The 18,249-nt window shown below is 43.1% G+C and carries 17 protein-coding genes and 1 riboswitch; of the genes, 6 read left to right on the top strand and 11 right to left on the bottom strand.

Features of this window, described 5'->3' with window-relative positions; translation table 11 throughout:
- Positions 1 to 48 precede the first annotated feature (48 nt).
- The 5 genes from hlyD (at position 49) to Xsto_RS07545 (ending at position 6,365) form a co-directional block, all read left to right on the top strand.
- Positions 49 to 1,038 carry a secretion protein HlyD gene (hlyD, locus tag Xsto_RS07565; protein ID WP_099124664.1) on the top strand — a complete coding sequence of 330 codons (990 nt, stop codon included), beginning with the start codon at positions 49 to 51 and terminating at the stop codon, positions 1,036 to 1,038.
- A 9-nt stretch (positions 1,039 to 1,047) separates the two neighbouring features.
- On the top strand, positions 1,048 to 2,784 hold the full coding sequence (locus Xsto_RS07560; protein WP_099124663.1) for an ATP-binding cassette domain-containing protein: 1,737 nt from the start codon (positions 1,048 to 1,050) through the stop codon (positions 2,782 to 2,784).
- Positions 2,781 to 3,959: an ABC transporter permease gene (locus Xsto_RS07555; RefSeq protein WP_099124662.1), complete on the top strand. Its 1,179-nt coding sequence runs from the start codon at positions 2,781 to 2,783 to the stop codon at positions 3,957 to 3,959. The genes Xsto_RS07560 and Xsto_RS07555 overlap by 4 nt, the downstream gene beginning before the upstream one ends.
- Before the next feature lie 12 nt (positions 3,960 to 3,971).
- Positions 3,972 to 5,078: an ABC transporter permease gene (locus Xsto_RS07550; protein ID WP_099124661.1), complete on the top strand. Its 1,107-nt coding sequence runs from the start codon at positions 3,972 to 3,974 to the stop codon at positions 5,076 to 5,078.
- Between the two features lie 276 nt (positions 5,079 to 5,354).
- Positions 5,355 to 6,365 carry a hypothetical protein gene (locus Xsto_RS07545; RefSeq protein WP_099124660.1) on the top strand — a complete coding sequence of 337 codons (1,011 nt, stop codon included), beginning with the start codon at positions 5,355 to 5,357 and terminating at the stop codon, positions 6,363 to 6,365.
- Positions 6,366 to 6,696: 331 nt separating this feature from the next.
- On the opposite strand, the gene Xsto_RS07540 is transcribed toward Xsto_RS07545, so the two are convergent.
- The 6 genes from Xsto_RS07540 to moaA all read right to left on the bottom strand — a co-directional run bounded on the left by Xsto_RS07540 (position 6,697) and on the right by moaA (position 10,397).
- Positions 6,697 to 7,182, bottom strand: a complete 486-nt coding sequence (locus Xsto_RS07540) for an NUDIX domain-containing protein (RefSeq protein WP_099124659.1) — start codon at positions 7,180 to 7,182, stop codon at positions 6,697 to 6,699.
- A gap of 92 nt (positions 7,183 to 7,274) precedes the next feature.
- A complete protein-coding gene (locus tag Xsto_RS07535) occupies positions 7,275 to 7,985 on the bottom strand; it encodes a Bax inhibitor-1/YccA family protein (RefSeq protein ID WP_099109142.1) in 711 nt (236 codons plus the stop codon).
- Between the two features lie 203 nt (positions 7,986 to 8,188).
- Entirely contained in the window at positions 8,189 to 8,647 is a 459-nt protein-coding gene (gene moaE / locus Xsto_RS07530; protein ID WP_099124658.1) for a molybdopterin synthase catalytic subunit MoaE, read from the bottom strand.
- A gap of 2 nt (positions 8,648 to 8,649) precedes the next feature.
- Complete coding sequence (moaD, locus tag Xsto_RS07525) at positions 8,650 to 8,895, bottom strand: molybdopterin synthase sulfur carrier subunit (RefSeq protein ID WP_099109140.1); 246 nt, start codon at positions 8,893 to 8,895, stop codon at positions 8,650 to 8,652.
- The gene (gene moaC / locus Xsto_RS07520) at positions 8,892 to 9,371 is read right to left on the bottom strand and encodes a cyclic pyranopterin monophosphate synthase MoaC (protein WP_099124657.1); all 480 of its coding nucleotides are present in this window, start codon (positions 9,369 to 9,371) and stop codon (positions 8,892 to 8,894) included. The genes moaD and moaC overlap by 4 nt, the downstream gene beginning before the upstream one ends.
- Positions 9,372 to 9,404: 33 nt before the next feature.
- On the bottom strand, positions 9,405 to 10,397 hold the full coding sequence (gene moaA / locus Xsto_RS07515) for a GTP 3',8-cyclase MoaA (protein ID WP_193756889.1): 993 nt from the start codon (positions 10,395 to 10,397) through the stop codon (positions 9,405 to 9,407).
- A riboswitch (molybdenum cofactor riboswitch) is annotated at positions 10,384 to 10,579 on the bottom strand. It overlaps the preceding gene by 14 nt.
- 281 nt (positions 10,580 to 10,860) lie before the next feature.
- Between moaA and yvcK the strand changes: the two genes are divergently transcribed.
- The gene (gene yvcK / locus Xsto_RS07510) at positions 10,861 to 11,769 is read left to right on the top strand and encodes a uridine diphosphate-N-acetylglucosamine-binding protein YvcK (RefSeq protein WP_099109137.1); all 909 of its coding nucleotides are present in this window, start codon (positions 10,861 to 10,863) and stop codon (positions 11,767 to 11,769) included.
- A 95-nt stretch (positions 11,770 to 11,864) separates the two neighbouring features.
- Here yvcK and uvrB read toward each other — a convergent pair whose 3' ends face one another.
- The 5 genes from uvrB to bioB form a co-directional block, all read right to left on the bottom strand.
- The gene (gene uvrB, locus Xsto_RS07505) at positions 11,865 to 13,898 is read right to left on the bottom strand and encodes an excinuclease ABC subunit UvrB (RefSeq protein WP_099109136.1); all 2,034 of its coding nucleotides are present in this window, start codon (positions 13,896 to 13,898) and stop codon (positions 11,865 to 11,867) included.
- 691 nt (positions 13,899 to 14,589) lie between these two features.
- Positions 14,590 to 15,276 carry a dethiobiotin synthase gene (bioD, locus tag Xsto_RS07500; RefSeq protein WP_099124656.1) on the bottom strand — a complete coding sequence of 229 codons (687 nt, stop codon included), beginning with the start codon at positions 15,274 to 15,276 and terminating at the stop codon, positions 14,590 to 14,592.
- Positions 15,266 to 16,090: a malonyl-ACP O-methyltransferase BioC gene (gene bioC, locus Xsto_RS07495; protein ID WP_099109134.1), complete on the bottom strand. Its 825-nt coding sequence runs from the start codon at positions 16,088 to 16,090 to the stop codon at positions 15,266 to 15,268. Before bioC ends, bioD begins: the two co-directional genes overlap by 11 nt.
- The gene (gene bioF / locus Xsto_RS07490; protein WP_099124655.1) at positions 16,053 to 17,207 is read right to left on the bottom strand and encodes an 8-amino-7-oxononanoate synthase; all 1,155 of its coding nucleotides are present in this window, start codon (positions 17,205 to 17,207) and stop codon (positions 16,053 to 16,055) included. Before bioF ends, bioC begins: the two co-directional genes overlap by 38 nt.
- The gene (gene bioB / locus Xsto_RS07485; RefSeq protein WP_099124654.1) at positions 17,207 to 18,247 is read right to left on the bottom strand and encodes a biotin synthase BioB; all 1,041 of its coding nucleotides are present in this window, start codon (positions 18,245 to 18,247) and stop codon (positions 17,207 to 17,209) included. The genes bioF and bioB overlap by 1 nt, the downstream gene beginning before the upstream one ends.
- Between the last annotated feature and the right edge of the window lie 2 nt (positions 18,248 to 18,249).

Genomic DNA, 18,249 nt, shown 5'->3' with positions numbered 1-18,249 from the left:
CACCCGCAGGACGATTCGAAAATTTAATAACGTATAAGGGATAGTAGTATGAACACTAAAAAGTTTGCTCTTGTCCTATTAGCGATCATCATTATTACTGCTGTCATTGGTATTTACTATTATCAGGAACGAAATGACAAAGAGTTAACCCTGTATGGCAATGTTGATATCAGAACAGTCAACCTTGGGTTCCGGGTCAATGGCAAGCTGGAAACCCTGCAAGTGGATGAAGGAGATACCATCACCGCAGGCCAGCTTCTTGGCCAGCTCGATAACTCTCCCTTTATTAATTCCCTGAATCAGGCCAAAGCCAACCGCGATGCCGCTAAGGCAAATCTTATAAAAGCAGAAGCAGGTTATCGCTTAGAAGAAATTGCACAAGTGCGTGCTGAAGTTGCTCAAAAAGAATCCGCATTCCGCTTTGCTGATAGTTTTCTGAAGCGACAGCAGGAATTATGGCAACGCAAAATGATTTCAGCCAACGATCTGGAAAATGCGAAAACCGGGCAACATCAGGCGTTGGCCGCTTATCAGGCAGCCAAAGATAAATTACGTCAGTTTGAGGCTGGGAATCGTAAAGAAGATATTGCTTCAGCCAAAGCCCAGTTCGCTCAGACTGAGGCGGCAGTCGCTCAGGCTGAACTCAGTTTGCAGGATACTCATCTTCTTTCCCCTTCCGACGGAATTATCCTTACCAGAGCCATTGAGCCGGGCACAATTCTGGCCGCCGGCAATACGGTCTTTACGCTATCACTAACTAATCCTGTCTGGATAAGAGCATACATTGATGAGCCGAATCTCAATCAGGCAACAGCAGGACGAAATATTCTGATTTATACCGATGGCCGAAAAAATCAGCCTTACCACGGCAAAATTGGTTTTGTTTCCCCGACCGCAGAATTTACCCCGAAAAATGTTGAAACTCCCGACTTAAGGACAGATTTAGTTTATCGCCTGCGTATTATTGTCAATGATCCGGATAAAGAGCTAAAGCAAGGAATGCCCGTTACGTTGCGTTTTACTGACTCAGACAAGTAAGGCAACAATATGACCAGTTCAGCCTATACAATAAAACTGAACGGTGTGGAGAAAACTTTTCCGGGGTTAGAAATTCCGGCGGTATCCCAATTAAATGCTGAGCTGTTCGGGGGATCTGTTACTGGGCTTGTCGGCCCGGATGGAGCGGGAAAAACCACACTGATACGAATGTTGGCCGGGTTACTGAAGCCAAATCACGGCACTATTGAAATAATGGGGCTTGATCCCATTAAAGACAGTGTCGAAGTTCGTTCTAAACTGGGCTATATGCCCCAAAAATTTGGCCTGTATGAAGACTTAACCGTACAGGAAAACCTCGATTTATATGCAGATCTGCGTAGTGTAACCGGAAAAGAGCGACAATCCACTTTCCGGAAGCTACTGACTTTTACTGATTTAACCCGCTTTACTGACCGACTGGCAGGTAAGCTCTCCGGCGGGATGAAACAGAAGCTAGGTCTGGCCTGTACATTGGTCGGCAGCCCCAAAGTGCTCTTGCTGGATGAACCCGGCGTGGGTGTAGATCCCATTGCCCGACGGGAATTATGGCAAATGGTGCATGAGCTTGCCTCTGATGGCATGCTGATTTTATGGAGCACCTCTTATTTAGATGAAGCCGAACTTTGCCCTGATATTTTATTGCTGAATCAGGGTGAATTGCTTTATCGCGGTCAGCCGCAAAAACTGACTCAGGGTATCGCAGGACGCTCTTTTCTGCTTGATATCAAACCAGACTCCCGCCGAAAAATTCTGCAACAGGCACTCACGTTGCCACAAGTCACCGATGGCGTGATTCAGGGCAGATACCTTCGTCTGATTTTAAGAGCCGGCGCTGACAGTACTGAACTAGGTCAGCAAATAGGACTGCCTGATATCAAACTTTTTGATGCGGAACCACGCTTTGAAGATGCTTTTATCGATTTACTGGGTGGCATCCCTTCCCGCCGTTCAGAGCTGGCAGAAATCATGCCGCAGATCCCGCAAAATCCGGCAGAAACCGTAATAGAAGCGCGTGATCTGACAAAAAAATTCGGCGACTTTACTGCTACAGATCATGTGAACTTTCAGGTAAAACGAGGTGAAATTTTTGGCTTGCTGGGGCCCAATGGAGCAGGAAAGTCGACGACATTCAAAATGATGTGTGGATTGATGCTTCCGACACATGGCAATGCACTGGTATTGAATATGGATTTAAAAACCGATTCAGGTCAGGCTCGTCAACACCTCGGTTATATGGCACAAAAATTTTCACTCTATGGTGATTTAACCGTAGAGCAAAACCTGAAATTCTTTTCCGGCGTTTATGGTCTGAGTGGTCGCCATCAGAAGAAAAAAATGGCAGAAATGATCAGTGCTTTCAGCCTGAAATCCATTTTGCAGCAAACAACCGACAGCCTGCCACTCGGTTTTAAACAACGGCTGGCCCTTGCCTGTGCTCTGATGCATGAACCCGATATTCTGTTTCTGGATGAACCGACATCAGGTGTTGATCCACTGACACGTCGTGAATTCTGGTTACATATCAATGGGATGGTGGATAAAGGTGTTACCGTGATGGTCACGACACATTTCATGGATGAAGCAGAGTATTGTGACCGTATCGGTTTAGTTTTTCGCGGAAAATTAATTGCAGCAGGTACACCTGACGAATTGAAGCGACGGGTATCAACGACAGAGCGCCCTAACCCTTCAATGGAAGATGTTTTTATCGACCTCGTGGTGAATTACGATAAGGAGCCGCAATGAGTCGTAATGAAGCAAATCATGCTGAACAACCCCCCAAGACTCAAAAAGCAGTCAGTTTTTCATGGCGGCGACTAAAAGCACTTTGTATTAAAGAAAGTAAGCAGATTATACGTGATCCCAGCAGTACCTTAATTGCTGTCGTGATTCCACTTATGCTGCTGTTTATTTTCGGTTATGGGATTAATCTTGATTCCAGTAAACTTCGCCTCGGTATCTTGATGGAGCAACAAAGCAAAGATGCACAGGAACTGGTTCATGCATTCACCGGGTCACCTTATATTGATGCCACGATCAGCAATAACCGCCAACTTTTGATCAATAAAATACAGGCCGGTGAAATTCGCGGCATTATTGTTATCCCGGTCAATTTTGATGCACAGCTTACCCGGGTTAGTGAGCATGCTCCAATTCAGGTGATCACTGATGGCAGTGAACCTAATACAGCCAATTTTGTACAGGGTTATGCTAAAGGGGTTTGGCAAATCTGGTTACAGCAACGAGGGCAAAATCAGGGAACCTCAACAATCCCACTCATTGATATGCAAATCCGTTACTGGTTTAATCCGGCTGCAATCAGCCAGCATTTTCTTATTCCCGGTGCGATTTCAATTATCATAACAGTCGTTGGAGCAATCCTGACTTCTCTGGTTGTCGCTCGCGAATGGGAACGGGGTACGATGGAGGCTCTTTTATCCACTCAGGTTACCCGAACTGAATTATTGCTTTCCAAATTACTGCCCTATCAGGTTCTCGGCTCTTTCGTCATGGTACTTTGCATGGTTTTTGCCGTCTTTATTATGGGTATTCCTTATCATGGTTCGCTCTGGATACTGGCTTTGATTTCCAGCCTGTATCTCGCTACTGCTTTAGGGATGGGGTTATTAATCTCGACAGTGACCCGTAACCAATTTAATGCGGCAATGATTTCCCTTAATGCTGCTTTTTTGCCAGCCATTATGCTGTCCGGCTTTGTATTTGAAATAAATAGTATGCCGTTGTTGATTCAGCTTTCTACTTATATTGTTCCTGCCCGTTATTTTGTCAGTAGCTTACAAACGCTGTTTTTGGCGGGTAATATCGGTACCGTTTTAATCACAAATTTGCTGTTTTTAATTGCCAGCGCCATCGTGTTTATTGGCCTGACTGCATGGAAAACCCGCCGACATCTGGATTAAAAAGGAAAGAACATGTTTCATCGCCTATATACACTCGTCATGAAAGAATTACAGTCTCTTCTGCGAGATCCTCAGACACGGGCAACGCTGATCCTGCCCGTTATTTTTCAGATGATACTGTTTCCGTGGGCTGCAACTCTGGAAGTTAAAAATGCCACTATCGCAATTTATGACGAAGATAAAGGACAGGCATCCATCGAACTGACCCAACGGCTGGCGAAATCTAAAGCCTTTCCTGATCTGATTATGCTGAACAGCTCTCAGGAGATTCGACCGACACTGGATAATCGTGATGCCTTGCTATTAGTCCGTTTTCCACAAAATTTCAGTGCTCATATTGCCAGCCATTCCCCTACTTCCATTCAGGTTCTGCTTGATGGACGTAACTCAAACAGCGCGCAAATTGCTGCCAACTATCTTCAACAGATTGTGATGAACTATCAGAAAGAGTTACAGGGCAATATGCCGGGGATAAATAACAGCGAACTAATTATTCGCAACTGGTATAACACCAATCTGGATTATAAATGGTTCGTGGTTCCGTCTCTGGTTGCCATGATAACAACCATTGGCGTCCTGATCGTTACCGCACTTTCCGTTGCCCGTGAGCGAGAACAGGGAACATTAGATCAATTGCTCGTTTCCCCTCTTACCACATGGCAAATTTTCATTGGTAAAGCTATTCCGGCGTTAGTGGTAGCAACAGTGCAGGCAAGTATCGTTTTGCTGATTGGAACATTGTGTTACCAAATTCCTTTTTCAGGCTCACTACTGCTATTTTACGGCTGTATCCTGATTTACGGGCTATCGCTGGTCGGGTTTGGCTTACTCATCTCCGCTATTTGTTCAACACAACAACAGGCATTTATCGGCGTGTTTGTATTTATGATGCCTGCCATCCTGCTTTCTGGATATATATCTCCCGTTGAGAACATGCCCATCTGGTTACAGGATATAACATGGATAAACCCAATCCGGCACTTTACTGACATCACTAAACAGATTTATTTGAAAGGTGCTAATTTTTCGGTGATCTGGCACAGTCTATGGCCTTTACTGGTGATTATTGTGACAACAAGTGGAATTGCTTATCGGTTATTCCGGAGCAAAATTGCGTGATGTTATTGTTCATACTATGGGTTGATACATGTAATTTTTCGCCTATACTTAGTACTGATAGGTTTCGTATTTTTCTTCGCAATATTTAACCATATAGGCTTTTATAATAATTAAGATATATCCCATATCTACATATTTTTATTTATAATAAAAAACATCACATTGAAAAATATAAATATAACTTACACTTATTACTGAAATCTGTTCCAGAAAAAATAATCATTCTGTATAAGAACAAAATACAGTATTTAAAAGAATAAATTAAAGGAGATATTTATGGGCAATATTAAAAATTTTCACTGGCATGGAGTAAACGATATTAACATAAGAATAAACCATATAAACAAAAGTAATACAGCCAGTATTTTTGCTAATAAAAGAAATATGATATCTGTAACAATAAAGATTCAGCCAACTGATATTTATGGTAAAACTATTTTAATCCCAAGCAGCTTACTGTTAAAACATATTTATCTTATTGATCATCATACTGAAGAAAAAATAACTTATAAAGCAGCAGGAAATGATCCTTTTACATGGTCATATACCGATGACCCAAATGAATTTACAGCAATACCAGGAAGTTCATCTTATATTGTTCTAAAACCAGATAAAAAATCAGATAATAGTGTGATTTTTTATGTATATTGCTCACCATCAGCTATAAATCAAGTTAAAAAAATAGCTGTTTTAGTGAAAACACCTAGATATGAATATACTACTGCTCATCAGGAAAAAAAAGATGCATTTATTCAATTAACATCACTCAATGAAATATATTACCACCTATCTGATTTAGAAAGTAATGAAGTCCTTATCACAACTCACTCTGAATGGGATGATACTTTCTTCTGGAACCAATTCAATACATATGTATCGCTTAAACAAAAAGATAAATATGGAAAACGGAATATCATAAAATTAGAAAACTTTGGTGGTATGCTCGATTCTGTTCATCAACTTTATCATCTGGATACTGGGTATTCTCGTTACTATTCCCATTTTCTCTGGTCATTAGGCGAGTATACAACGGTATCCGTAGGAAATACTAAATGGTTTGATTTAAATATTACACATCCTATAGATATAGAAATTAGACAAATAGCTAATGCTCTTTGTTTTACCGTCATTTTTATGGGATTCGATTCAATTGGTAAATCACAGGATACTTGGTACGACATGTATATAAAAATCTATGATCAATTCGGTAATAATGGCACTTTCGATATCGTACCGAGAAATGATAACCATCAAGAAAAACTTAAAGTCCATCTTGCAGATCATTGAATAATAATCATTAATTATCTGATATGCTAAATTAACTTTAAAATATAGAAATTAAAGTCTAAAAATTATCTATCAGCTGGATAGCCACCCCCTGTATTTTCCGGATAAAATGGCATAAAAAATGATGAAGGATTTCACGGAATGTTTTTTATATTCGGAAATAAATATTGTTTCGTACCTGCTCAGGCATGTACTTCCATAACTGCTTAATCGGTTGAGATTAAGGCTGTAGTGAAGTATAAGGCATATGAATAAGTCAATTAATTTTATTGTTGGTAATGCTACCGTGACTATTTTGTGATTATATGTTCATCCAACCTTTTTATCAGCCTTAATTCACATCCCCTAAATAGATAGGAAAATCAGCAGAAAAACGCTTTTCTACAATCAAGGAACGTAGGACCGCAGGAAATAAAGGCAAGTTTATAACATCCTTCAAATTGACCCATTGAGCACCTATTTGATCCCTGTCTGCATAGATATCTCGATTATGAATATCGGGGTTTTTATCAGCAAGCGAGGCAAGAAAAATCAATTCAGTTTGATGGACTTCTTTATCAAACTCAGCAAATTCATGATTACTGCCTATATATTCTCTAACAAATACCAGCCGTGACGGTTCAATCTTATATGCCGTCTCTTCAAGGCACTCTCTAATTAAGGTTTGAGTCAAGGTTTCTCCAAACAGTTGCCCTCCACCTGGCAAGGTATACCATTCATCTGAATCTGATTTATATCTAACGAGTAAGATCTGCTCTTTGTGGAAAATGATAGCTTTTGCTGAAATACGAATAGTGGCAGCACTACTTTGATTCACAAATAACACTCCGATAAAAAGGAAATTTTAGCAAAAAGGCCCTGCTAAACAGGGCCTGTCACACATCAGAACAGTGAAGGAATTTTCAGCAATTAGCGACGGTCGCCCAGAATGCGCAGCAGCATCAGGAACAGGTTAATGAAGTCCAGATACAGAGTTAATGCGCCAGTGATAGAGTATCTGCGCATATTCTCTTTATCATTAACATCCAGCTCAGCACCCATTTCTTTCAGTTTCTGAGTGTCGTAGGCTGTCAGGCCGGCAAAAACCAGCACACCAATATAGGTGATTGCCCACATCAGAGCCGGGCTTTTCAGCCAGATATTGACCAAAGAAGCCAGAACGATACCAATCAACCCCATAAACAGGAAGCTGCCCATACCACTCAGGCTACGCTTGGTGGTGTAACCATAAACGCTCAACGCACCAAACATCGCCGCCGAGATGACAAAGGTGCTGGCAATGGAGCCGCTGGTATAAACTACAAAAATGCTGGATATCGTCAGCCCGGTCAGCATGGAATAGAGCATAAATAGCCCGGTAGCTACCGCACCACTCATTTTATGTACCAAACCAGACAGCACAAACACCAATGCTAGTTGTGCAATGATCAAACCATAAAAAACGATGGAGTTACTGAAGATGGCATATAAGATTTCTGGTGTATTTGCTACATACCATGCAACAAATGCAGTTAACAACAGACCACAGGTCATCCAGCCATAGACCTGTGCCATATAAGTTTGTATACCTGAGCCAGCTTGCTGGACAATCGAACCGTTGGAACGTTGATATCGGTCCATGACGAGTACCTTTTATGACAATGTTGAAGGATTAAGACTGTTTAACAAAAAACAATCTGTTTCAAATGCTATACATTAGCATAGAACATGAACAAAACCATCTGCCAATTAATCACAATTTTAGTGATATATGATTTATCTACCCGCTTTTAGAGATAACTCGCAAAAGGCCTCATCAATATGTTTTTTATGATCTTATCTCACTACGTAAACCAGCGTTCTGCCGCTTCCTGATCGCTTTTTCTTGCTTCTACCCAGCGTTCCCCAGTGTTAAGGGATTCTTTTTTCCAGAAAGGAGCCTGCGTTTTTAAATAATCCATCAGAAATTCGGCAGCAGCAAACGCTGTACTGCGATGTGCCCCCGTTACGCCAACAAATACAATTTCATCCCCCGGATGTAGTTTTCCAATACGATGAATAATATTGATCCGCTGTAAGGGCCAACGTTGGCGGGCTTCATCAACAATTTTATGGAGCATGTTTTCTGTCATGCCCGGATAATGTTCCAGAGTCAGCGCCTGAACATTATCACCTAAATTGTGATTACGAACTTTACCCGTGAAAGTCACAATCGCGCCATCTTCATCAGACTGTGCCAGCCATTGGTATTCCTCACCGACATTAAACACCGCTTTCTGGATACTGATTCGTGTCTTTTCCATCGTTAGCCTCCGGTGACCGGCGGGAAAAATGCCACTTCATCACCATCATTCAGTGGGTGTTCCGCGTGAACAAACGCTTGGTTCACGGCTGCCAGCAATTTCCCATCCTCCAATGCCAACGCCCAACGTTCACCTTTTTCAAGTAGCGACCTGCGAAGGTGCGCCACCGTTGGATAATCATTCGGTAATTCAAGAGAATCTGTGCCTACCAGTTCCCGTACCTGTGCGAAAAACAGAACTTTTATCATTTTTTCACCTTAAAATTTCCTGATTTCCCACCACTTTTTTCCAGCAAACGAACCGGCCCGATAACCATATCTTTTTGTACTGCTTTACACATATCATAAATGGTCAAAGCTGCCACGGAAGCTGCTGTCAGCGCCTCCATTTCTACCCCTGTCTTCCCTGTCAGACGGCAGCAGGATTCAATTCTAACCCGGCTGTGTTCTGTTTGTGCTTCTAATTGAACTTCAACTTTACTAAGTAACAAAGGATGACACAGTGGAATTAGTTCCCATGTCCGTTTTGCTGCCTGAATGCCGGCAATACGCGCGGTTGCAAAAACATCCCCTTTATGATGATCACCGGAAACAATCATAGCCAGTGTTTCAGCCTGCATTTCGATAAAGGCTTCAGCTCTGGCCTCGCGTACTGTTTCTGTTTTGGCAGAAATATCCACCATATGAGCTTCGCCGGATGTATTGATATGAGTCAGTTGAGACATTCTCGCTCCTGAAAAATAAATTGAGCCGTTAAATTAACCACCAATGAAAGAAAGATTAGGGGTGATACCACTATCTCCCTGATGCAAAAAGTGAGTTTCACGCTTATGCCTCAACCCACCCTGTATGCGTAATTTCAAATCGTTGAGAGATCCGTCATCAGACAGCAAATCACGCAATGGGATTCCCTGTTCACCAAACAGGCATAAATGAAGATTACCAATGGCAGAGACACGCAGGCGATTACAACTTTGGCAGAAATTCTTCTCATACGGCATTATCAGGCCAATTTCGCCCTGATAATCCGCATGTCTGAAAACCTGAGCCGGGCCGTCACTACGTTCTCGTTGTTGCAGTTGCCAGCCCTGTTGGAGTAAGCGGCTACGTATTACATCACCGGAAAGATGATGGTGCCGGAAGTGTTCACTTCCTTCTCCCGTCTCCATTAGTTCAATAAAACGCAATTGAATCGGACGGTGTTTTATCCAGTCAAGGAACGCTGGCAGGCAGGTATCATTGATATTTTTCATTAATACCGCATTTACTTTGACTGTGCTAAAACCTGTTTCAAAGGCTGCATCAATGCCACGCATAATCTGAAAGAATTTATCCTGCCCGGTAATAGCGTGAAACTGGCGAGGATCAAGACTATCCACACTTACATTAATCGCTGTAAGCCCCGCTTCCTTCCAGCGGGTCACATCGCGCTCCATCCGGTAACCATTCGTCGTAACCGCAATTTTTTTAATCTGCGGGTTTTCATGCACTGCTGCGATTATGTCGCAAAAATCACGGCGCATAGTCGGCTCGCCACCAGTCAGACGAATTTTTTCGGTACCTAATTCTGCAAAAGCGCGGCTAACACGATGGATCTCCGGCAAAGTAAGAAATGATTTGTTGAGTTGATTGCTGCCAGGCTGGTAGCCGTTAGGCAGGCAGTATGTGCAACGAAAGTTGCATACATCAGTAACCGATAACCTCAAGTAATAAAACTTGCGGGAAAATGTATCGATAAGTTGTTCCACTATAACACCTTCCAATCATGGGGGATGCATGCATTTCTGCCTTGCACCCTGGTGACTCAGGAGCCACGGCCAAAGCATCATATCGATGTGGTATTAATTTGATAGAACAATTTACGGTAGAATCAATTAATAAAAAATTTATACAACAAAGACTTAGACGCAGAGGCTAGGGGTTAATTTCAAATTTAATCATCATATGAATCGTGACATACGTGACTAAACCTTGCCGTGGGATTCTACCCCTTAAATTAGAAAAAAGCTAACGACAATCTCGATATATATTTTATTATACAAAGAGTTACAAAAAACCATCAGCATCAGCCTATTGTTACTTATTCATTCTGTTTATATCCTGAAATACTTGATAAAAATCGCATAAAATCATGGTGATTGCTAAAAGCATCACACTTTATGGTAGATTATATAAAATTTACTCAAGCACATTTAATTCAGTAGCAGGAACCCTATGCGAAACCGAACATTAGCCGATTTGGATCGTGTGGTTGCCCTTGGCGGTGGTCACGGACTTGGGCGCGTTATGTCATCTCTCTCCTCCCTTGGTGCCCGCCTGACTGGTATTGTCACAACAACAGATAATGGAGGTTCAACAGGGAGAATAAGGCGCTCAGAAGGCGGTATCGCCTGGGGTGATACCCGGAACTGCCTTAACCAGCTGATCACGGAGCCGACTGTTGCTTCAGCTATGTTCGAATACCGGTTTGGCGGTAGTGGTGAATTAGCCGGACATAATCTGGGCAACTTAATGTTGAAGGCTTTAGATCATTTAAGCGTCCGCCCTCTTGAGGCAATTAATCTGCTCAGAAATTTGCTGAAAGTAAATGCGCATTTGATCCCTATGTCCGAACAAGCCGTTGACTTAATGGCAGTGGATGCTCAGGGCTATGAAGTGCATGGAGAAGTGAATATCGACCAGCTGGATTGTGTTCCAAAAAAGTTAATGCTTTATCCCCATGTCAGCGCCACCAAAGAAGCTCTGGAAGCGGTTGAACAGGCTGATTTGATCTTGATAGGCCCGGGCAGTTTCTTTACCAGCTTAATGCCATTATTGTTACTGGAAGATTTAACCCAGTCCCTGCGACGCAGCAATGCCAATATGATTTATATCGGTAACTTAGGGAAAGAACTCAGCCATGCGGCGGCCGATCTTTCATTGAAAGAAAAACTTGAGATGATAGAAAATACAATCGGGCGCAAAATGATCAACGCAATCATTGTTGGCCCACGTACTGATATCAGCCAGTTAGATGACCGAATTGTTACACAACAGGTCTTAGAGGCACAGGATGTTCCTTATCGCCATGATCGTGAACTATTACGACAAGCAATAGAAGATACACTGCAAAAACTGGGCTAATAATACAGTTATTGGTTGTAGCAGTTTCACTAATGGAGAGTGTTCTATTTGACTCTCCATTTTAGTTAACTATTAATCAGCTACCGATAATAATCTCAGGAATTAGCGATAAACTGTGCTCTCAATGCCTGAACCTGATCGCGCATATTAGCTGCCTGCTCAAATTCAAGATCCCGCGCATATTGATACATTTTTTCTTCCAATTCACGGATTTTGTTTTCCAATTCCTTCGCAGATAATTTATGGAAATCATCAATCCCCAAATCAGATTTGCTTCTATTTTTGGTTCTGCTTTTTCCTTTGCCATTACTAGGCTGACCAAGTTGCAGGATATCGCCAACTTTTTTATTCAACCCTTTTGGCACGATACCGTTTTCTTCGTTAAATGCCTGTTGTTTCACTCGGCGCCGTTCTGTTTCATTGATGGCTTTTTCCATAGAAGCAGTAATTTTGTCGCCATACAAAATGGCTTTACCATGTAAGTTACGCGCTGCACGTCCAATCGTCTGAATCAGTGAGCGCTCTGAACGCAGGAAACCCTCTTTATCTGCATCCAAAATGGCTACCAAAGAGACTTCCGGCATATCGAGGCCTTCACGCAACAAGTTGATCCCCACCAGCACATCAAATTCACCCAAACGCAAATCACGAATAATTTCAACACGCTCAACGGTATCAATATCAGAGTGGAGGTAGCGCACCCGCTCTCCGTGTTCTTCCAGATATTCAGTTAAATCCTCAGCCATACGCTTAGTCAGAGTGGTGACTAGTACACGTTCATTTTTAACCGCCCGGATACGGATTTCAGACAGCAAATCATCCACCTGAGTTGCTACCGGGCGGACTTCAACTTCAGGATCAATCAGACCCGTTGGGCGTACCACCTGTTCGACCACTTCATTACCGGATTTTTCCAGTTCATAATTGCCGGGGGTTGCTGATATATAGATGGTTTGTGGTGCAAGCGCCTCGAACTCTTCAAAACGCATCGGACGGTTATCCAGTGCTGATGGCAGACGGAAGCCGTATTCCACCAGCGTCTCTTTACGGGAACGGTCTCCCCGATACATAGCACCAAGCTGTGGAACGGTGACATGGGATTCATCCACCACCAGCAAGCCATCCGCAGGCAGATAGTCAAATAAAGTCGGAGGGGGTTCACCCGGCGCACGACCAGACAGATAACGGGAATAGTTTTCAATCCCGGAGCAATATCCCAGTTCATTCATCATTTCGAGATCAAATTGTGTTCTCTGAGTGATGCGCTGCTCCTCCAGTAACTTATCTGAAGCCAGAAGGACTTTTCTCCTGTCAGCTAACTCAACTTTAATCTCTTCTATCGCCTGAAGGATACGTTCACGAGGTGTTACATAGTGCGTTTTAGGATAAACCGTATAACGGGGAACGTTATACTCAACCTGCCCCGTCAGTGGATCAAACAGGGAAAGCCGTTCAACTTCATCGTCAAACAGTTCAACACGTAACGCATGTTCATCAGATTCAGCCGGAAAAATATCAATGACTTCACCACGCACACGGAATGTTCCCCGCTGGAATGCCTGATCATTGCGCGTATATTGCAGTTCAGCCAAACGCCGCAGGATAGAGCGCTGATCGATCAGCATCCCATTTGTCAGATGAAGCATCATTTTCAGGTAGCTATCAGGGTCACCCAGACCATAAATAGCGGAAACAGAAGCCACAACAACCACATCTCTTCGTTCCAACAGAGCTTTGGTCGCAGAGAGGCGCATCTGTTCAATATGTTCGTTTACAGAGGCATCTTTTTCGATAAAAGTATCAGAGCTGGGTACATAGGCTTCGGGTTGATAATAATCATAATAAGAAACGAAGTACTCTACAGCGTTTTCCGGAAAAAACTCTTTCATTTCACTATAGAGCTGAGCTGCCAGTGTTTTATTAGGAGCCAGAACCATTGTTGGCCGGTTCATGTTGGCGATGACATTGGCAATCGTAAACGTTTTACCTGAACCCGTGACTCCCAATAATGTCTGATGGGCAAGACCATCTTCCAGCCCATCCTGTAGTTTACGGATGGCTTCTGGCTGATCACCGCCAGGTTCGAAATCAGAATGCAGCCTGAATACTTTGTTCGTTTCTTTACTCATCTTCCACCCGATAACATTGCACAGCTCTATCCTTATTTATTTCCAAGCCATAACCCGAAAATACACAAGATATATACGCTAACCAAAACGTTCTTATAATACTGGATAAAAAAACAGCTTCAAGTGGGTTAACAAAATAATATTACCATCCCACTTAAAAGCTGCACCTGAAAATAAATAACATACTAAAATATCACAATAAGTGATATTAACCTTTAGTTAACATTATGTGGGCCTATTTTTATCCCCAGACAGTCTTTTTGTCTTTTTTATTTTCGTATTCGTTATTGAAATGATAAAGCAGGGAATGGCAAAGAGATAGTAAAAGGAATTGATTTTATATAACCAGTTAATTTTGAATGGAAAAAAATCAAAGGAGAGAATAACAGCAAATCTTGCGCAAGCCGCGTATTATCTTGTGTCAGACCACTTGTCTAAACCTAATGCACAAGGTTATCCACAGGAACAGTGGATAACTCAACAAATCCTATTAACGATGGGAAGTTGCGGAGTTATCCCCTATTATGGATTTTCTCAATAACAGAGTGTTTTCATGCTATTTTAGAGTCGATTTACGTTATTTTTTGTTCAAAAATAGTGCAAAAATTGCCGAAATAGAGTGGATTCTATACTAACATTTCAGCAGCCCCACTAATCCCTACTGGGATTTTAACCAACATTGTTTAAACAATTAGTTAACCAATAAATCAATGTTTATATATTTCCCTATGTCATGGCGTTCTACTTCCAGCCCACTCATATGGGGGATCACACCAAATAATTGAGCCGGCATCATTCTCTTCAATGTCGCCAGATATTCAGCCTGACGCCTGCCGGGTGGCTCAATTTCATTCGCAACCCAGCCTGCTAATTTCAGCCCGGAATCCTGAATCGCTTTTGCTGTTAACGCTGCATGGTTAATACAGCCTAATTTCACGCCTACTGTTAATATTACGGGCAGCTTTTCCTCAATCACCCAATCAGCAAAAGTGTTATTCTCAGATAGCGGTGTATACCAACCTCCGGCTCCCTCAATGAGTACCCAGTTTGCTTTTGCTGATAATTCACTCAGGCCTTGTGACATCACAGAAAACTCAATAGGCTGATTGAGTTCAGCACTGACAATGTGAGGAGATGTAGGTTCAATAAACGCTAACCGATTAACCTCCTGATAGGTAAGAGGTACGGAGCTGTTATGCAATAACGCCAGAGCATCCCCGTTACGTATACCTTCAGAAGTGAGTTCACAGCCTGATGCAACCGGTTTATAACCCGCGGTCTGATAACCTTTTTCATTAGCCGCCTGTAATAAAGCACAACTGACAACCGTTTTACCCACTTCAGTATCAGTTCCGGTAAGAAAGTATTTACTTGTCACAATAAATAACTCCAAAAACAATTTGATAGCTTAATGGGTAATCCCCATTATTTTTGGGATAAGCTTCTGAGAGCGCATTCATGCGTTTTCTTGTCATCAGCCCCTGCTGACGTCCATGATGAAGGTGTGTGGCTCCAATTCCTTTTAGAGAATTTAATAGAGGCAGCAATTGCGGATAACGCTGATTGTATTGCTGGTGCCTGATTTGGCTCCGGTACGACTGACATGCATCTGCAATAGCCTGTAAAGGCAGAAACTGGTTAATGTGTCGGTAATCATCAACTTGTTTCCATGCTGCTTCCAGCTCCCAGAGCGATCCCTGTGCTAAGGTGGAAAATAAGATAAGCCCGCCGGGACGGGTTACGCGATGGAACTCCTGCAATACCCGAGGCAGTTCATTGCACCACTGCACCGCTAAGTTACTGAAACAGACATCGACACTGTTATCAGCCAGCCCCAGGTTTTCAATATCACCTTGCAGATAATAATCAGCAACCTGCAACCCTTTGGCATGACTTAACATACCGGCAGACAGATCCAGTGCGATAACCTGTTTACCCTTCTGTTTCCAGTGTTCACTGAAAAAACCCGTTCCACAGCCAGCATCCAATACCCAATTACCGGTATCTTCTGGCTGTGCCATTTTCATCAGATATTCACCTGTTTGTTGCTGTAGTTTCGCAGTGGCATCATAGCGCGAAGCCGCTCTGCCAAAAGCGCCCGCAACTGCCTGTTTATCAACACAGGTTTTAGTAAAACTGTTTTTAACAATACAGCTAGCGGTCAAATCCACGTAAAGCCTCCAGTAATACATCAATATCCTGTTGGGTGTGATCCGCCGTCAACGTAATACGCAAGCGAGCACTATCCGGTGAAACTGTCGGAGGCAAAATGGCTTTTACCCATAGGTTTTGTTGTTTCATTGTTTCGGATAAGGCAATACAGCGTTCATTATTACCGATGATCACAGGCTGAATAGCGGTTTCAGAATCCGTCAGAGAAAAAGATAAATTTTGTGCTTCACGACGAAAATACTGGATATTATTTTGCAGACGCTGGCGCAATTCATCTCCTGCCCTAATCTGGCGCGTGGCCTCGGAAAGTGCAACTGCCTGAGCCGGTGGCATAGAAGTGCTGTAAATCAGGTGTCGGGAATATTGAACAAAGTATTCTGCGGTCTGTTCATCACACAATACCGCAGCCCCGCTCAAACCAAATGCCTTACCAAAAGTAACGATTAAGATCTCCGGCTTAACATTCTGTAACCAGCAGCTTCCCCTTCCCTCATCACCATAAATACCAATACCGTGGGCATCATCCACCATCAACCAGCTACCTGTAGATTGTGCCATCTGGGTAATCTCACTGAGTGGTGCGCAGTCCCCGTCCATGCTAAAAACACCTTCTGTCACCACCAGTGTTTTACCTGCACATGATTTGCCTAAATGCTGTTTTAGCGAAATCGGGTTATTATGCAAAAAGCGTCGAAGCTGAGCCGGTGAATGCATAGCCGCCTCCATCAGGGAGGCGTGGCTCAGGCGATCAGCAATAATGCGATCCTCTTTTTCCATCAGAGCCGCTATCACGCCCTGATTAGCCGAATAGCCAGAAATAAACAGCAAGGCACGGGAATAACCAAGCCACTCCGCCAGTTGTTGCTCTAACGCATGGTGAGCTGAGGTATATCCGGTTACATGCCCTGAACCACCACTACCGACACCATATTGTTCAGCGCCTTGTTGCCACGCAGCAATAACCTCAGGGTGCTGGCTTAATCCGAGATAATCATTACTGGAAAAGTTCAGGTATTGTTGCCCATCAGAGGTGTAGAGGTGCCGCCCATTTGAGCTTTGATGAGCCTGTCTGCGGCGCCATAAAGATGTGCCCCGGCGTTCGGCTAATCGCCGGGAAAGAGAATCTGACCAGCTCATCATATTGCCGCATTATAGAATTGTTCGTTGTCAGCATTATTAATGATGGCTTCTGTCAGGTGTTGCTGCTGCTGTTTGTCACCAAATGCTATTTTTGTCTGTTGAGGGTTAATGCCCAACCTACGGAACAATTGCAAATCTTTGTCTTCGCCCGGATTCGGGGTAGTCAGTAATTTGCAGCCATAAAAAATGGAGTTAGCGCCTGCCATAAAACACATAGCCTGTGTCTGCTCATTCATCTGCTCACGCCCCGCAGATAAACGGACATGAGATTTCGGCATCATAATACGAGCTACAGCGATAGTGCGGATAAAATCAAATGGATCGACTTCTTCATTATTTTCCAGCGGTGTTCCTTTCACTTTTACCAACATGTTAATTGGAACACTTTCCGGTGGTTTGGGCAGGTTTGCCAGTTGCACTAACAGAGCTGCACGGTCACGAATTTCTTCACCCAGTCCTACAATGCCGCCAGAGCACACTTTAATACCTGCATCCCTGACATTTTCCAGTGTATCCAGCCTGTCCTGATAACTGCGCGTAGTAATAATATTGCCGTAAAATTCCGGTGAGGTATCCAGATTATGGTTGTAGTAATCCAGACCTGCTTCTGCCAGACGCTGTGCCTGAGACGAGTTCAGCATTCCCAGTGTCATGCAGGTTTCCATGCCCAATGACTTAACTTCCTGAACCATTTTTTCCAGATAAGGCATATCCCGTTCGTGTGGGTTTTTCCATGCAGCACCCATACAAAAGCGGGTCGAACCTGCATTTTTAGCTTTACGGGCAGATTCGATAACTTTCTCCACTTCCATCAGGCGTTCTTTTTCCAGACCGGTTTTGTAACGCGAGCTCTGTGGACAATATTTACAATCTTCAGGGCAGGCTCCTGTTTTTATTGAAAGAAGTGTACTGACCTGTACCTGTTGCGGATCAAAATGTTCACGATGTACTTGCTGTGCTTGAAACAGTAATTCAAAAAAAGGCATATCAAACAGGGACTGAGCCTGCTTAATTGTCCATTGCTGACATTCACTCACAA

This window comes from Xenorhabdus stockiae (assembly GCF_002632825.1).
Classification (GTDB): Bacteria; Pseudomonadota; Gammaproteobacteria; order Enterobacterales; family Enterobacteriaceae; genus Xenorhabdus; species Xenorhabdus stockiae.
The sequence above is the reverse complement of the archived record's forward strand: the minus strand, read 5'-3'. Positions and strand labels throughout refer to the sequence as shown.

Excerpts from the sequence above, each read along its gene's own strand:
- hlyD (WP_099124664.1), top strand. The coding sequence starts at position 49 with ATGAACACTAAAAAGTTTGCTCTTGTCCTATTAGCGATCATCATTATT.
- Xsto_RS07560 (WP_099124663.1), top strand. The coding sequence starts at position 1,048 with ATGACCAGTTCAGCCTATACAATAAAACTGAACGGTGTGGAGAAAACT.
- Xsto_RS07555 (WP_099124662.1), top strand. The coding sequence starts at position 2,781 with ATGAGTCGTAATGAAGCAAATCATGCTGAACAACCCCCCAAGACTCAA.
- Xsto_RS07550 (WP_099124661.1), top strand. The coding sequence starts at position 3,972 with ATGTTTCATCGCCTATATACACTCGTCATGAAAGAATTACAGTCTCTT.
- Xsto_RS07545 (WP_099124660.1), top strand. The coding sequence starts at position 5,355 with ATGGGCAATATTAAAAATTTTCACTGGCATGGAGTAAACGATATTAAC.
- Xsto_RS07535 (WP_099109142.1), bottom strand. The coding sequence starts at position 7,985 with ATGGACCGATATCAACGTTCCAACGGTTCGATTGTCCAGCAAGCTGGC.
- moaE (WP_099124658.1), bottom strand. The coding sequence starts at position 8,647 with ATGGAAAAGACACGAATCAGTATCCAGAAAGCGGTGTTTAATGTCGGT.
- moaD (WP_099109140.1), bottom strand. The coding sequence starts at position 8,895 with ATGATAAAAGTTCTGTTTTTCGCACAGGTACGGGAACTGGTAGGCACA.
- moaC (WP_099124657.1), bottom strand. The coding sequence starts at position 9,371 with ATGTCTCAACTGACTCATATCAATACATCCGGCGAAGCTCATATGGTG.
- yvcK (WP_099109137.1), top strand. The coding sequence starts at position 10,861 with ATGCGAAACCGAACATTAGCCGATTTGGATCGTGTGGTTGCCCTTGGC.
- uvrB (WP_099109136.1), bottom strand. The coding sequence starts at position 13,898 with ATGAGTAAAGAAACGAACAAAGTATTCAGGCTGCATTCTGATTTCGAA.
- bioC (WP_099109134.1), bottom strand. The coding sequence starts at position 16,090 with ATGTATTACTGGAGGCTTTACGTGGATTTGACCGCTAGCTGTATTGTT.
- bioF (WP_099124655.1), bottom strand. The coding sequence starts at position 17,207 with ATGAGCTGGTCAGATTCTCTTTCCCGGCGATTAGCCGAACGCCGGGGC.